Source organism: Streptococcus sp. oral taxon 056 str. F0418 (assembly GCF_000220065.1).
In the GTDB taxonomy this organism is placed as follows: Bacteria; Bacillota; Bacilli; order Lactobacillales; family Streptococcaceae; genus Streptococcus.
In genome coordinates this window covers 1,024,111-1,037,230 of the sequence record NZ_AFQU01000001.1, presented here as the reverse complement: position 1 = coordinate 1,037,230, position 13,120 = coordinate 1,024,111, and the positions used below count along the sequence as shown (strand labels likewise).

General features: G+C 40.5%; 11 protein-coding genes and 1 pseudogene. 10 read left to right on the top strand and 2 right to left on the bottom strand.

Features of this window, described 5'->3' with window-relative positions:
- Nucleotides 1-243: 243 nt before the first annotated feature.
- The 9 genes and pseudogenes from HMPREF9182_RS05115 (at nt 244) to HMPREF9182_RS05075 (ending at nt 8,136) form a co-directional block, all read left to right on the top strand.
- Nucleotides 244-687 carry a zinc-dependent MarR family transcriptional regulator gene (locus HMPREF9182_RS05115; RefSeq protein WP_009754487.1) on the top strand — a complete coding sequence of 148 codons (444 nt, stop codon included), beginning with the start codon at nt 244-246 and terminating at the stop codon, nt 685-687.
- The gene (locus tag HMPREF9182_RS05110; protein WP_009443467.1) at nt 684-1,394 is read left to right on the top strand and encodes a metal ABC transporter ATP-binding protein; all 711 of its coding nucleotides are present in this window, start codon (nt 684-686) and stop codon (nt 1,392-1,394) included. The genes HMPREF9182_RS05115 and HMPREF9182_RS05110 overlap by 4 nt, the downstream gene beginning before the upstream one ends.
- The gene (locus HMPREF9182_RS05105; protein ID WP_009443412.1) at nt 1,387-2,193 is read left to right on the top strand and encodes a metal ABC transporter permease; all 807 of its coding nucleotides are present in this window, start codon (nt 1,387-1,389) and stop codon (nt 2,191-2,193) included. The genes HMPREF9182_RS05110 and HMPREF9182_RS05105 overlap by 8 nt, the downstream gene beginning before the upstream one ends.
- Before the next feature lie 9 nt (nt 2,194-2,202).
- Nucleotides 2,203-3,705, top strand: coding sequence for a zinc ABC transporter substrate-binding protein AdcA (locus HMPREF9182_RS05100; RefSeq protein WP_009754252.1), 1,503 nt, complete (start codon nt 2,203-2,205; stop codon nt 3,703-3,705).
- Between the two features lie 148 nt (nt 3,706-3,853).
- Nucleotides 3,854-4,284: pseudogene (locus HMPREF9182_RS05095) on the top strand (CopY/TcrY family copper transport repressor).
- A 39-nt stretch (nt 4,285-4,323) separates the two neighbouring features.
- A complete protein-coding gene (locus HMPREF9182_RS05090) occupies nt 4,324-6,552 on the top strand; it encodes a heavy metal translocating P-type ATPase (RefSeq protein WP_009754440.1) in 2,229 nt (742 codons plus the stop codon).
- Nucleotides 6,553-6,556: 4 nt separating this feature from the next.
- Nucleotides 6,557-6,766 (top strand): heavy-metal-associated domain-containing protein, encoded by a 210-nt coding sequence (locus HMPREF9182_RS05085; RefSeq protein WP_009443754.1) that lies wholly within the window; start codon nt 6,557-6,559, stop codon nt 6,764-6,766.
- 121 nt (nt 6,767-6,887) lie between these two features.
- Entirely contained in the window at nt 6,888-7,496 is a 609-nt protein-coding gene (locus HMPREF9182_RS05080) for a DUF6287 domain-containing protein (RefSeq protein WP_009754755.1), read from the top strand.
- Nucleotides 7,497-7,593: 97 nt separating this feature from the next.
- Entirely contained in the window at nt 7,594-8,136 is a 543-nt protein-coding gene (locus HMPREF9182_RS05075; RefSeq protein WP_009443484.1) for a DUF6287 domain-containing protein, read from the top strand.
- 118 nt (nt 8,137-8,254) lie between these two features.
- Here HMPREF9182_RS05075 and HMPREF9182_RS05070 read toward each other — a convergent pair whose 3' ends face one another.
- Nucleotides 8,255-9,094, bottom strand: coding sequence for a putative RNA methyltransferase (locus tag HMPREF9182_RS05070; protein WP_009754751.1), 840 nt, complete (start codon nt 9,092-9,094; stop codon nt 8,255-8,257).
- 67 nt (nt 9,095-9,161) lie between these two features.
- Complete coding sequence (gene tyrS, locus HMPREF9182_RS05065) at nt 9,162-10,418, bottom strand: tyrosine--tRNA ligase (RefSeq protein ID WP_009754380.1); 1,257 nt, start codon at nt 10,416-10,418, stop codon at nt 9,162-9,164.
- Between the two features lie 173 nt (nt 10,419-10,591).
- On the opposite strand from tyrS, the gene pbp1b reads away from it, so the two are divergent.
- Complete coding sequence (gene pbp1b, locus HMPREF9182_RS05060; RefSeq protein ID WP_009443979.1) at nt 10,592-13,057, top strand: penicillin-binding protein PBP1B; 2,466 nt, start codon at nt 10,592-10,594, stop codon at nt 13,055-13,057.
- Nucleotides 13,058-13,120: the final 63 nt, after the last annotated feature.

Below are 13,120 nucleotides of genomic sequence, written 5' to 3'. Positions count from 1 at the left end.
CTACTTAGCAAGAATAGGACTTAAAATCCAGTATCCTCACGGACGTTCCGATGTGACTTCGCTGTCGGTATTGTTCAAATTTGGTTGAGCTTATAGTGCTTATTTTGTTGATTTTAAAGTAAATGATTCAGTTTGTATTAATTTTTTGATTCTAGTTTGAACTTTTCATTTGATTCTTTTTTTAATTGTGTTATAATTAACCAGTGAAACATTAACCAGTTAAGTAAAAAGAGGAGGGAAATCATGTCACAGTTAGCTTATAAAATTGATTCTTTTTTAAATGAGATTATTTTGAAGGCTGAGAATCAACATGAGATTCTCGTTGGTTCATGCACTAGTAATGTTGCTTTAACCAATACGCAAGAGCATATTTTGATGTTGTTAGCTGAGGAGATGTTGACCAACTCTGATTTAGCTAAAAAATTGAATGTAAGTCAGGCCGCTGTGACGAAGGCTGTTAAGTCATTAATAAATCAAGGGATGTTGGAGACTTTTAAAGATAAGAAGGATGCTAGAGTAACTTTTTATCGCTTAACTGAATTAGCACAGCCAATTGCTGATGAACATGAGCATCACCATGTTCATACCTTGGAAACTTATCAAAGTTTATTGGATAGATTTTCTCAAGATGAACAGCAAGCGATTGAAAAATTTTTGGAGGCCTTAGTGGGAGAAATTGGGAAATGAGATATATAACAGTGGAAAATTTATCTTTCTACTATGATAAAGAACCTGTTTTGGAGCATATTCATTATTTTTTGGATAGTGGAGAGTTTGTTACGCTGACAGGGGAGAATGGTGCTGCTAAGACGACACTTATCAAGGCTAGTTTGGGAATTTTACGACCTAAGAATGGGGAGGTTAAGATTTCTAAGACAAATGCTCAAGGAAAGAAGCTGCGGATTGCTTATCTACCTCAGCAGATTGCTAGTTTTAATGCAGGTTTTCCTAGTACGGTATATGAGTTCGTCAAATCAGGTCGTTATCCGCGTAAAGGCTGGTTTCGTCGTTTGAATGAGCACGATGAGGAACACATCAAGGTAAGTCTTGAATCTGTAGGGATGTGGGAACATCGGGACAAGCGGATTGGTTCTCTTTCTGGCGGGCAAAAGCAGAGAGCTGTGATTGCTCGGATGTTTGCTTCGGATCCGGATATTTTTGTCCTAGATGAGCCGACAACAGGGATGGATGCAGGCAGTAAAGATGAGTTTTACAAGCTCATGCACCATAGTGCTCATAAGCATGGGAAAGCAGTTCTGATGATTACGCATGATCCAGAAGAAGTTCGTAAATATGCTGACCGTAATATTCATTTGGTTCGGAATCAGGATTCACCTTGGCGCTGTTTCAATGTACATGAAAGCGACAATGGACAGGAGGTGAGTCATGCTTAATCTATTTTCTTATGATTTTATGCAACGAGCCTTTTTGGCTGTTATCGCCATGAGCCTTTTCTCTCCAGTATTAGGGACCTTCTTAATTTTACGTCGACAGAGTCTTATGAGTGATACACTTAGCCACGTTTCACTAGCAGGTGTTGCTTTTGGCTTGGTTCTTGGCTTGTCACCGACTCTCACAACGGTGATTATGGTCGTTATAGCGGCAATCTTTTTAGAGTACTTGCGGACTATTTATAAGAATTTCATGGAAATCGGGACAGCCATTCTCATGTCTACGGGCTTAGCTATTTCCTTGATTGTTATGAGTAAGGGCAAGAGTTCTAGCTCGATGAGTCTGGATCAGTATCTATTTGGCTCAATTGTGACGATTAGTACGGAGCAGGTGATTTCTCTGTTTGTCATTGCTGCTGTGGTACTCGTCTTGACCTTCCTCTTTATTCGACCGATGTACATCTTGACCTTTGATGAGGATACGGCTTTCGTGGATGGGCTACCGGTACGGACCATGTCTATTCTCTTTAATATCGTGACGGGTGTTGCGATCGCTCTCATGATTCCGGCTGCGGGAGCTTTGCTGGTTTCGACCATTATGGTCTTACCGGCCAGTATTGCTCTGCGGATTGGGAAAAACTTTAAATCGGTTATTTTGCTAGCAAATGCCATTGGCTTCTTTGGTATGCTTGCTGGATTGTATATTTCATACTATGCAGAGACGCCAGCTAGTGCTAGTATAACAATTATTTTCGTCAGTTTGTTTTTACTGGTCAATTTGATCAAAAAATTTGTGAAATAGGAGTAGAAAATGAAAAAAATTAGCTTACTATTAGCAGGTATACTGAGTATTTTCTTAGTCGCTTGTTCTAATCAGAAAAAAGCAGATGGCAAGCTCAATATTGTCACGACTTTTTATCCTGTTTATGAGTTTACCAAGCAGGTGGCTGGGGATGAAGCCAATGTTGAACTTCTAATTGGTGCTGGAACAGAGCCACATGATTATGAACCTTCTGCAAAAGCAGTTGCGACGATTCAGGATGCAGATGCCTTTGTCTATGAAAATGAAAATATGGAGACTTGGGTCCCAGATTTGCTCAAGACATTGAAGAATAAGAAGGAAACAGTAATCAAGGCGACTGGAAAGATGCTCTTACTTCCTGGAGGAGAAGAGGAAGAAGACCATGATCATGGGGAAGAGGGACACCATCATGAATATGATCCCCATGTTTGGCTGTCTCCAAAGCGGGCTATTCAAATGGTGGAGCACATCCGAGATAGCTTGAACAAAGCTTATCCTGAAAAGAAAGCTGCTTTTGAGAAAAATGCTGCAGCTTATATCAAGAAGCTGGAAGCTTTGGACAAAGAATATGAAGCTGGTTTAGCTAACGCCAAGCAAAAGAGCTTTGTTACTCAACACGCTGCCTTTAACTATCTGGCATTGGACTATGGTTTGAAGCAGGTCCCAATTTCTGGGCTTTCACCAGACAGTGAGCCATCGGCTTCACGCTTGGCTGAATTGACTGAGTACATCAAGAAAAATAAAATCAAGTATATCTACTTTGAAGAGAATGCTTCTCAAGCATTGGCTTCCACTTTGGCTAAGGAAACAGGAGTAGAATTAGATGTCTTGAATCCGCTGGAAAGCTTGACTGAAGAACAAACCAAGGATGGGGCAAACTATATTTCAATCATGCAGGCTAATCTAAAAGCTCTTAAGAAAACGACAGACCAAGAGGGAGCAGAGATTGCAACCGAGAAAGAAGAGGATACTAAGACTGTTCAAAATGGCTACTTTGAAGATAGTGCCGTCAAGGATCGGACCTTGTCAGATTATGCTGGCGAGTGGCAGTCTGTTTACCCTTATCTGAAAGATGGGACCTTGGACCAAGTCTTTGACTATAAAGCGAAGCTGACTGGAAAAATGACAGCAGCTGAATACAAGGACTACTATGATAAAGGCTACAAGACAGATGTATCCAATATCAATATCACAGACAAAACAATGGAATTTGTTGTAAATGGAAAATCCAAGAAATATACTTATAAATACGTTGGTAAGCATACTCTGACCTACTCTAAGGGAAATCGTGGAGTACGATTTATGTTTGAAGCGACAGATAAAGATGCTGGTCAGTACAAATATGTTCAGTTTAGCGATCATAATATTGCACCAACCAAGGCAGCTCATTTCCATATCTTCTATGGTGGTGAGAGTCAGGAAGTACTCTTTAATGAGTTGGAAAATTGGCCGACTTACTATCCAAGTAAATTGACTGGTCAAGAAATTGCCCAAGAAATGTTGGCGCACTAATATGAATAAACTTGAGAAGACGGGATTATCCCGCCTTCTTTTTTACGTTTTGAAAAGTAGCGATAAAAATACTTGACAAATTACGATTACAAATGTAAACTAATAAAGTATTGAATTACAAATGTAAATAATAAGGAAGTGTTAAACAATGGAACAGCAAAATATTAGCCAAGCTGAATGGCAAGTCATGCGTGTGTTGTGGGCTTATCCTCATAGTCGGAGTACAGAGATTGTGGCGCGTTTGGAAGCAGACTTCTCGTGGAAGCCTGCTACGATCAAAACACTGTTGAATCGACTCAAAGCCAAAGAATTTATCGCTATGGAAAAAATAGAGGGCAAGTTTTACTATGATGCGAGGATTTTAGAAGCAGACCATCTGGAAAGTACTTTACAGGCTCTCTTTGACAATATCTGTAACACCAAGCATGGAGAACTGTTGATTTCGATGGTTGAGAGAAGCCAGTTCAGTCAGGGGGATTTGCAGTTGCTTGGTCAGGCCATTGATAAAAAAGAGTTTCTGCCCCGCTAGAAATTGAGTGCCACTGCTCACAAGGACAGTGTCGTTGTGGTCACAGATGAGGAAATTGTGATGGAAAAAAAGAATACAAGCTTTCAGGTATGACTTGTGCGGCTTGTGCCATGACGGTGGAGATGGCGGTCAAAGATTTAGAGACTGTCGAAGATGTGAATGTTAACCTGGCAACAGAACGTCTCAGTTTAGTCCCTAAGGAGGGATTTGATAGTCAGCAAGTGCTGGATGCTGTAGCCGAGGCCGGTTATCAGGCTGAAGAAAAAGGAAAAGATAGACCGTCCGATGTGAACGAAGAGGTTGCAATTAAAGCGCAGGAATTGCGAAAAAAGAAACAAGAACTACTGATTCTTTTGGTTACGACACTGCCCTTACTTTATATTTCTATGGGAAGTATGATTGGTCTTCCTTCGCCCAGCTTCTTGAACCATATGGCGCATCCCTTGGTTTTCGTTCTGTCACAACTGCTTTTGACTCTACCTCCTGTGTGGATTGGTCGTGGCTTTTATCAGAGAGGATTTCGCAATCTTATCAAGCGCCATCCTAATATGGATAGTTTGATTGCGGTGGGGACTAGTGCAGCATTTTTCTATAGTCTCTACTCTGTCAGTCAGGTTTTTCTAGGTTATCATCCCTTTGTTCATCAACTTTATTTTGAGTCTGTTGCAGTGATTATTACCTTGGTTCTTCTGGGTAAATATCTGGAAAGTTCAGCTAAGGGGAGAACATCTCAAGCCATTCAGTCTCTACTTGAGTTAGTGCCTAGTCAGGCGACAGTGATTCGCTATGGTGAGGCTGTGACCATTGATACGAATGATATCCGAGTTGGAGACATTATCCGTATCAAGCCAGGAGAGCGTATGCCGGTAGATGGCCTTGTGACAGAGGGACAGACCTTTGTGGATGAGTCCATGATGACTGGTGAAAGTGTCCCGATTGAAAAGAAGGTCGGCGACACCATTACCAGTGCAACGATCAATCAAAATGGTAGTATTGACTATCAAGCAACTAGGGTTGGTTCGGATACGACCTTAGCCCAGATTGTTAGATTGGTGGAGGAAGCACAGGGGTCTAAGGCACCGATAGCGGCTTTGGCCGATAAGATTTCGCTTTATTTTGTCCCGATTGTGCTAAGCTTGGCTACTTTGTCCGCTCTTGGCTGGTATTTTCTGGCTGGTGAGAGTCTTAGCTTTTCTCTGTCAATCTTTATCGCAGTTTTGGTCATTGCCTGTCCTTGTGCGCTAGGTTTAGCCACTCCAACAGCTATTATGGTTGGGACTGGCAAAGGGGCCGAAAATGGAATTCTGATTAAGTCTGGACAAGCTTTGGAAGCTGCTTATCAGCTGGACACCATAGTTCTTGATAAGACGGGGACAATTACGGTTGGTAAGCCTAGTCTGACAGATCTGCTACCCTTAGGGGATTTGAATCGGTCTGACTTGTTGCAGCTAATAGCCAGTGCTGAGCAGCATTCCGAGCATCCCTTGGCTCAGGCTATCTTGGAAGCTGCTGAAGAGGAGGGACTTGACTTGCTACCTGTCAGTCATTTTGAGGCTATTGTTGGCCGAGGGTTGGCTGCTCAGGTTGAAGGTAAGCATCTTCTGGTCGGAAATGAAAGCTTGATGAAAGAAAAGAACATCGACAGCAGTGCCTTTCAAGAACAGTTGTTAGAGCTGTCCAAGGAAGGGAAGACAGCTATGTTTGTCGCAATAGATGGACAGCTAGCGGGTATTCTAGCGGTAGCCGATGAGATGAAGTCTAGCAGTCTGAAGGCGGTGCAGGAGCTCCAGTCTATGGGACTAGAAGTCATCATGCTGACAGGGGATCGTGAGGAAACAGCGACAGCTATTGCCCAAAAAGCTGGCATCCAAAAAGTCATCGCAGGTGTATTGCCAGATGGTAAGTCCACTGCTATCAAGAACTTACAGGAAGCTGGGAAAAAACTGGCTATGGTAGGGGACGGTATCAATGATGCACCAGCTCTGGTCCAGGCAGATGTGGGAATTGCCATTGGCTCTGGCGCTGATGTGGCTATTGAGTCAGCAGATGTAGTGCTCATGCATAGTGATTTGCAGGATGTAGTCAAGGCCGTCAAGCTTAGCCAGGCGACCATTCGTAATATCAAGGAAAATCTTTTCTGGGCCTTTGCCTACAATACACTAGGCATCCCGATTGCAATGGGCCTATTGCATCTTTTTGGCGGTCCCTTGCTCAATCCGATGCTGGCTGGTCTGGCCATGAGCTTGAGCTCAGTATCAGTTGTCGTCAATGCTCTGCGTCTAGGACGCTTTAAAATGAAGAAATATACGGAGGAATGAATCTATGAAACAAAATGTCCAATTAGAAAACTTATCTTGTCAAAACTGTGTCAAACACGTCACCCAGCATTTCCTATCTATGGAGGGAGTGTCAGATGTGGTTGTGGACTTAGAAAAGCAGATAGCTCAAGTGACAACGGATAAACTTTATAGTGTATCTGATTATGAAGCAGCTTTAGCTAAAACGATTTATAAGGTGTTAGCTGTTCAATAATAGTACTTAGTGAAACTCAAATCGATTATCTGATGTTTTTGTAATATTTTTGTAAAATATATTGACTTTATGTTACAATTTTATTACAATAAAAGTGAAATAAGAGCTGAGGGGAATTGATATGAACAAGAAATGGCTGTTGGGCATTGTTAGTCTATTATTTATCATAGGAATTAGTGTGATTGTTTATTTCAAACTATCTGCTCCCATGAATCATAAAACTATTTCAAAATCTTCACAGGCTTCCTCTAGTGTCTCTATGAAGAGTTCATCAAAGCAGGATTCAAGTACTACTACGACAAGTAGCAAGGAGACTGTTTCGACATCAGATGATAATGCAACTGAAACTGGAAAACCTAGCGATCAAGCTGAGGGAAAAGAGCAAACTAAAACACGATCAACAAGTTTCGATTTCAATGCTATGACGCATGGGAATTATAGCAGTGTAAAAGGAGTCTGGCAAAATGCAGCAGGCGAAAAAATTATTTTCAATGAAAAAGGCCTGGTAAACGATACTGACAATATCACTTCTTTTAATTATGATGCTGCAGGTAATCTGATAGTCAATGTCCAATCAGGTTATACAGGCTATGCTATATGGTTTGTGATAAAGGGGAATACCATCGCACCAGAAGGCGATACTTCTGATACTAATCAAGACCGTATTTTTGCAGGGCAAAGTTTGCCTGGAGATGTTGCAGCATCAGCCTATTATCGTGTTTCTCAGTGATTAGTTGCTAAAAAGATAGAAAAAAGATACAATAAAGTCTATAGCAAAAATACGAAAGAGAGCTTGAAAATTCGAGCTTGATTCCTGGAGGAAAAACATGAAGAGACGTATAATTTCATTGACTCTATTGTTCTTAGCATTTGGAGGTAGCGGTTTGGTATTGTCTAGCTGTTCCACAAAAGGGGGAACACAGGAAAGCTCTTCTACTTCTAGTCAAGTTGTTGCTTCAACTAGTTCGGTGAGTTCAGAATCTAGTAAAACCTCTGAAAGTTCTAGTATTTCTAATCAGACACTTGAGACAAAGATGAATATCACAGAATTGACTAATGGCAATTTTTCAAGTGTTAAAGGAACATGGCAAAATGACAAGGGAGAGCAACTTACCTTTGATGAAAAAGGTTTGGTTTCTACTACCTATGAATTTGGCGGAGCATCTTTGACAGATTATGGGACTGCTTCTGGCGGTGTTTACGGTGGAGAGACTGGTGGTTTTTTACTAGAATTTATTCCAAGTGGTGTTAAGTTGACAGATACCGAAAGCTTTAAAGATACATCAGATAGGAATCGTGATCGTCTCTGGGCAGGAGTTGGAATCCAATCGTTTGGAGAGCAAGGTAGTTTTTATTATCGTCTTAAATAATCAGATTTAAATATGAAAAAGAGGCTGGGACAAACAAGTTCCAGCCTCAAAATGATTTATACATACAGAATACTTAGTTTTGGAAGTAGGAAGGCACAAAGTGATTATTTGGATCGTTCTACTTTTTTGCTTTTCCGACTAATATAGTTGCCGCAATGGTAATTTCTTTTAAGTCAGACCAATCGATAGCTTGGTGTCTAATATGAAAGAGAAGAGGAGTCATACGAATGAGTGCCTCTTTTTGATCCTCATTAATAGAATAGGTTGCGCAAACTTCTCTTTGTTCAAGGATATCAAAATATTTTTCAAAATGCTTTAATATTTCTTGGTTGGAATAATCTTGATTTGTGAGTTGCTTGGCAACTTTATTGCGGATTTCCTTGACATGTTGTTTGGTTGGGATTACCTTTATCAACAATCCGTTATCAGTTAGAACTCGTTGGAATTCTTGGTAATTTGCGGGAGAAAAGATATCTAAAATTAGATCAATACTTTCATTTTTAATGGGGAGATTAGCCAAGTCGCCGACAAACCATTTGATAGCGTGACTGGTATCATTTTTGCTGGCTAGCAGTATAGAGTCTTTTGAAATATCGAAAGCATAGTAGCTTTTAGTAGGGAAAATGTTTTGTAATTTTCTGCTATAGTAACCCTCGCCACATCCTGCATCCAAAATGATGTGCTTATCTGGTAGATCTTGTAAAATATGTTCTATTTCTTGCAAAATATGTTGATAAAAGCCAGATTCTAAAATGTTTTGGCGATAAATAAAGTTATCTTTATCGTATTCTTTAGATTGTTTGATTTGGGGAGCTAGGTTTATATAGCCAAATTTTGCCAAATCAAAAGAATGACGATGATCACATTTAAAGCAATTTTCATGTAAGGTGAGTGATTCTTTACAGAGAGGGCAGGCGAAGGCAGTGGCTGTAGCAAAGCGAACAAGTCTTGGTTTCATGTAAATCCTGCTTATGATTGTTTGATATGGAAAAGGAAACCTATTCATCATCAGGTTTCCTTTGGGGTTAATACGTTAATACAAAGTATTTCTTCTTACCACGTCGGATGACAGTTAACCCGTTTTCTAACTTATCAGTATCGCTTAGCGTGTAGTCTAAATCTTGAATACGATCGCCATTTAAGTAGATGGCACCGTTTTGGACATCTTCGCGTGCTTGGCGTTTAGAATTTACAACGCCTGCAACGACTAATAAATCGACAATGTTGAGGCTATCTTCTTCTTTAACTTGATAATTAGGCACACCACGAAGTCCTTGTTTTAATTCTTTCACAGATAAATTTTTAATATTACCAGCAAAGAGTTGTTCAGTGATGTTTAGTGCTTCTTGGTAGGCTTTTTCACCATGCACCAAGGATACGACCTCACGTGCTAGGATTTTTTGGGCGAGTCGTTCATGCGGAGCAGCTTCAAATTGTTGACGAATTGTCTCGATTTCATCTAAGCTTAGGAAAGTGAAAATCTTCAAGAATCGAACTGCATCGTCATCCATGATATTCATCCAGAATTGATACATTTCGTAAGGACTTGTTTTGTCGGCATTAAGCCAAACGGCATTTCCTTCTGACTTGCCAAATTTTTTACCGGTAGCGTCAGTGATGAGTGGGACAGTGATAACATGTCCTGTTTTATCAGCTTTACGACGAAGTAATTCCGTTCCCGCAGTCATATTTCCCCACTGATCAGAACCTCCGATTTGCAAAGTCACACCAAACTTTTGATTTAAGATGAAAAAGTCATAGCCTTGCATGATTTGGTATGCAAATTCTGTATAGGAAATACCTGTTTCGATCCGTTTTTTGACGGATTCTTTGCTCATCATGTAGTTGACTGTAAAGTATTTTCCAACATCACGTAGAAAGTCAATGAAACTAATATCTGAGAACCAGTCATAATTGTTGACCATTTCTGCTTTATTTTGACCATTTTCAAAGTCGAGCAATCCGGCGAGCTGTCCTTGAATACTTTTTACCCAACCTTCAACTGTCTCTTTTGTCTGCAAACTGCGCTCAGCATCTTTAAAAGAGGGATCGCCAATGAGACCTGTAGCACCGCCAACGAGCGCATAAGGTTTGTGTCCAGCTAGCTGTAATCGACGGCTAGTCAAGATAGCCACAAGGTGTCCAAGATGCAGGCTGTCTGCTGTTGGATCATATCCAGTATAATAAGAGACCTGACCTTCTTCTAGTGCGTGTCGTAAGGCTTCTTCATCAGTTGTTTGGAAAATCAACCCACGTTCTTTTAGCTCATCAAAAATGTGCATGTCTGTCTCTCCTTTTTAGTTTTAAATGTATTCTCTCATTTTACCATAAACCATGAAAAGAGTGTAATAAAATAGCAAAAAAATGAGAAAAAGTTTCACAAAAAATAGCGATTGGATCTCTTGTTGTCACAAGTACAAAGATTTTGATATAATAAGCATTACGAGGATAGAATATGTTGAAACAAGTCAATAAAAAGTTTCGTACTTTGTTAAGCAGAATAAGTAAGAAACCACATAACACAAAAGAGGGAGAACCGTTGTCTCCTGCCGATGTTGGTGCGATTACTTTGCGTAGCATCAAGCTATTGTCAAATGCCCTTTTTGTCTTTCTTTTTTTAGGAGGACTATTTGGAGCTGGTGTTGCGACGGGTTATGCACTTAATCTATTTAATAAAGTCACCGTACCTGAAAAGGATGCTTTGATTCGCCAGGTGCAAAATATATCAGCTGTATCAGAGTTGACCTATGCGGACGGTAGTGTGATTTCATCCATAGATAGTGATTTGATACGAGTGACGGTTGATAGTTCTGCTATTTCTGAGAATGTTAAAAAAGCTGTTATCGCTACTGAGGATGAGAATTTCATGACACATAATGGGGTCGTGCCTAAAGCAGTCTTGCGAGCTACTTTAGGATCTGTAGTAGGGATTGGATCTGCCAGCGGCGGCTCGACAATTACCCAGCAAATTATCAAGCAACAGGTTGTCGGAGATGCACCAACCTTTACACGTAAAGCTACGGAGATTGTTGATGCTCTGGCTTTAGAGCGTTATATGACCAAGGATGAAATTCTTACGACGTACCTAAATGTGTCACCTTTTGGTAGAAATAATAAGGGACAAAATATTGCAGGCGTAGAAGAAGCAGCTCAAGGAATTTTTGGAGTTAGTGCAAGTCAATTGACGATTCCACAGGCAGCATTCATAGCAGGCTTGCCGCAAAGTCCGATTGTATATTCTCCATATGCCTCAAATGGTAGCCTTAAGACACCGGAAAATATGGCTTATGGACTTAATAGGGCCAAAGATGTTCTCTATAATATGTATCGTACGGGCGCTTTGAGCCAGGATGAGTACAATTTATATAAAGACTATGATTTGACGAAAGATTTTTTGCCTTCTGGTACTGTTGAGCGAGTTGCGCGTGGCTACCTATACTATACAGTTATGTCTGAAGCAGAGAAAGCCATGTATAATTATCTTATCAAACGAGATAATGTTTCTCAGCAAGACTTGAAAAATACGGCGACTGTTAAGTCTTATAAAGAGTTGGCGAAAAAAGAATTAAGTGAAGGTGGCTATACAATCACAACAACGATCAATAAGGCTGTTCACGATGCGATGCAGAATGCGGTCGCAACTTACGGTGAGATCCTAGATGATGGCACTGGGCAGGTACAAGTAGGGAATGTCTTGCTTAATAATCAGACAGGAGCGGTTTTAGGATTTATCGGTGGTCGAAATTATGCAGAGAATCAAAATAACCATGCTTTTGATACAGAGCGTTCTCCAGGTTCGACGATTAAGCCTATTTTAGCTTATGGAATAGCAATTGATCAAGGCTTAATGGGAAGTGCGAGCATATTGTCTAATTATCCAACAAACTTCTCAAGTGGTGATCCAATCATGCATGCTGATAGTCGTGGAACTGCTATGATCGATCTACCTGAAGCGTTGAATGCGTCATGGAATATTCCGGCTTACTGGACTTATAAGCTGTTGCGCGAAAAAGGTGTCAATGTCAAGGGCTACATGGATAAAATGGGGTATTCTATCTCAGATTACACGGTTGAAAGCCTACCATTGGGAGGAGGGATTGAAGTATCAGTCGCTCAGCATACCAATGGCTTTCAGACATTAGCTAATAACGGTGCCTATCAGGAGCGCTATATGATTGAAAAAATCACGAATCGCTTAGGTCAGGTTGTCTATGAGCATAAAGCAGAGCCTGTACAAGTTTATAGTCCTGCGTCAGCAACGATTATGCAGAGCTTAATGAGAGGAGTTTTAGACTCTGGAACAACTACAACCTTCAAGTCACGTTTGTCACAAGTCAATGGTGACTTGTTAAGTGCTGACTGGATTGGGAAAACAGGTACAACCAATGTTAATGGGGATATGTGGCTGATGCTCTCTACTCCAAAAGTGACTTTGGGCGGATGGATTGGTCATGATGATAATACCTCAATGGCTGCATTAACAGGATATAATAATAATGCTAGTTATATGGCAAACCTTGTGAATGCTATCCACCAAGCTGATCCAAATGTTTTTGGTGTTGGCGATCGTTTTAATCTAGATCCAAGTGTGATTGGTTCGGATGTCTTGAAAGCTACAGGAACCAAGGGCGGACGTGTTAATGTAAATGGTCGTGACGTGACAGTTACTGGTCCGACTGTGAAAAGTTACTGGGCTAAAAATGGAGCTCCAGCACTTTCTTATCGTTTTGCTATCGGCGGTACAGATGGAGATTTACAGCAGGCATGGGCTTCGATGATAGGCAGCCAAGAGACTGAGAAGAAAGACAAAGACAAAGAAAAGTCCAACGAAAAGAAAAATGAAAAAGAAGAAAAGGACTCTAATAAAAATCAAGAGGATTCTTCTAGGGATAAAAATTCTAGCCAAAGTCGAACAAATTAAAATAAAAAGGCTTTCATAACGCTGATAATCTTGCATTTTTAAGCGAAATAGGGTAAAATAATA

Excerpts from the sequence above, each read along its gene's own strand:
- HMPREF9182_RS05115 (WP_009754487.1), top strand. The coding sequence starts at position 244 with ATGTCACAGTTAGCTTATAAAATTGATTCTTTTTTAAATGAGATTATT.
- HMPREF9182_RS05110 (WP_009443467.1), top strand. The coding sequence starts at position 684 with ATGAGATATATAACAGTGGAAAATTTATCTTTCTACTATGATAAAGAA.
- HMPREF9182_RS05105 (WP_009443412.1), top strand. The coding sequence starts at position 1,387 with ATGCTTAATCTATTTTCTTATGATTTTATGCAACGAGCCTTTTTGGCT.
- HMPREF9182_RS05100 (WP_009754252.1), top strand. The coding sequence starts at position 2,203 with ATGAAAAAAATTAGCTTACTATTAGCAGGTATACTGAGTATTTTCTTA.
- HMPREF9182_RS05090 (WP_009754440.1), top strand. The coding sequence starts at position 4,324 with ATGACTTGTGCGGCTTGTGCCATGACGGTGGAGATGGCGGTCAAAGAT.
- HMPREF9182_RS05085 (WP_009443754.1), top strand. The coding sequence starts at position 6,557 with ATGAAACAAAATGTCCAATTAGAAAACTTATCTTGTCAAAACTGTGTC.
- HMPREF9182_RS05080 (WP_009754755.1), top strand. The coding sequence starts at position 6,888 with ATGAACAAGAAATGGCTGTTGGGCATTGTTAGTCTATTATTTATCATA.
- HMPREF9182_RS05075 (WP_009443484.1), top strand. The coding sequence starts at position 7,594 with ATGAAGAGACGTATAATTTCATTGACTCTATTGTTCTTAGCATTTGGA.
- HMPREF9182_RS05070 (WP_009754751.1), bottom strand. The coding sequence starts at position 9,094 with ATGAAACCAAGACTTGTTCGCTTTGCTACAGCCACTGCCTTCGCCTGC.
- tyrS (WP_009754380.1), bottom strand. The coding sequence starts at position 10,418 with ATGCACATTTTTGATGAGCTAAAAGAACGTGGGTTGATTTTCCAAACA.
- pbp1b (WP_009443979.1), top strand. The coding sequence starts at position 10,592 with ATGTTGAAACAAGTCAATAAAAAGTTTCGTACTTTGTTAAGCAGAATA.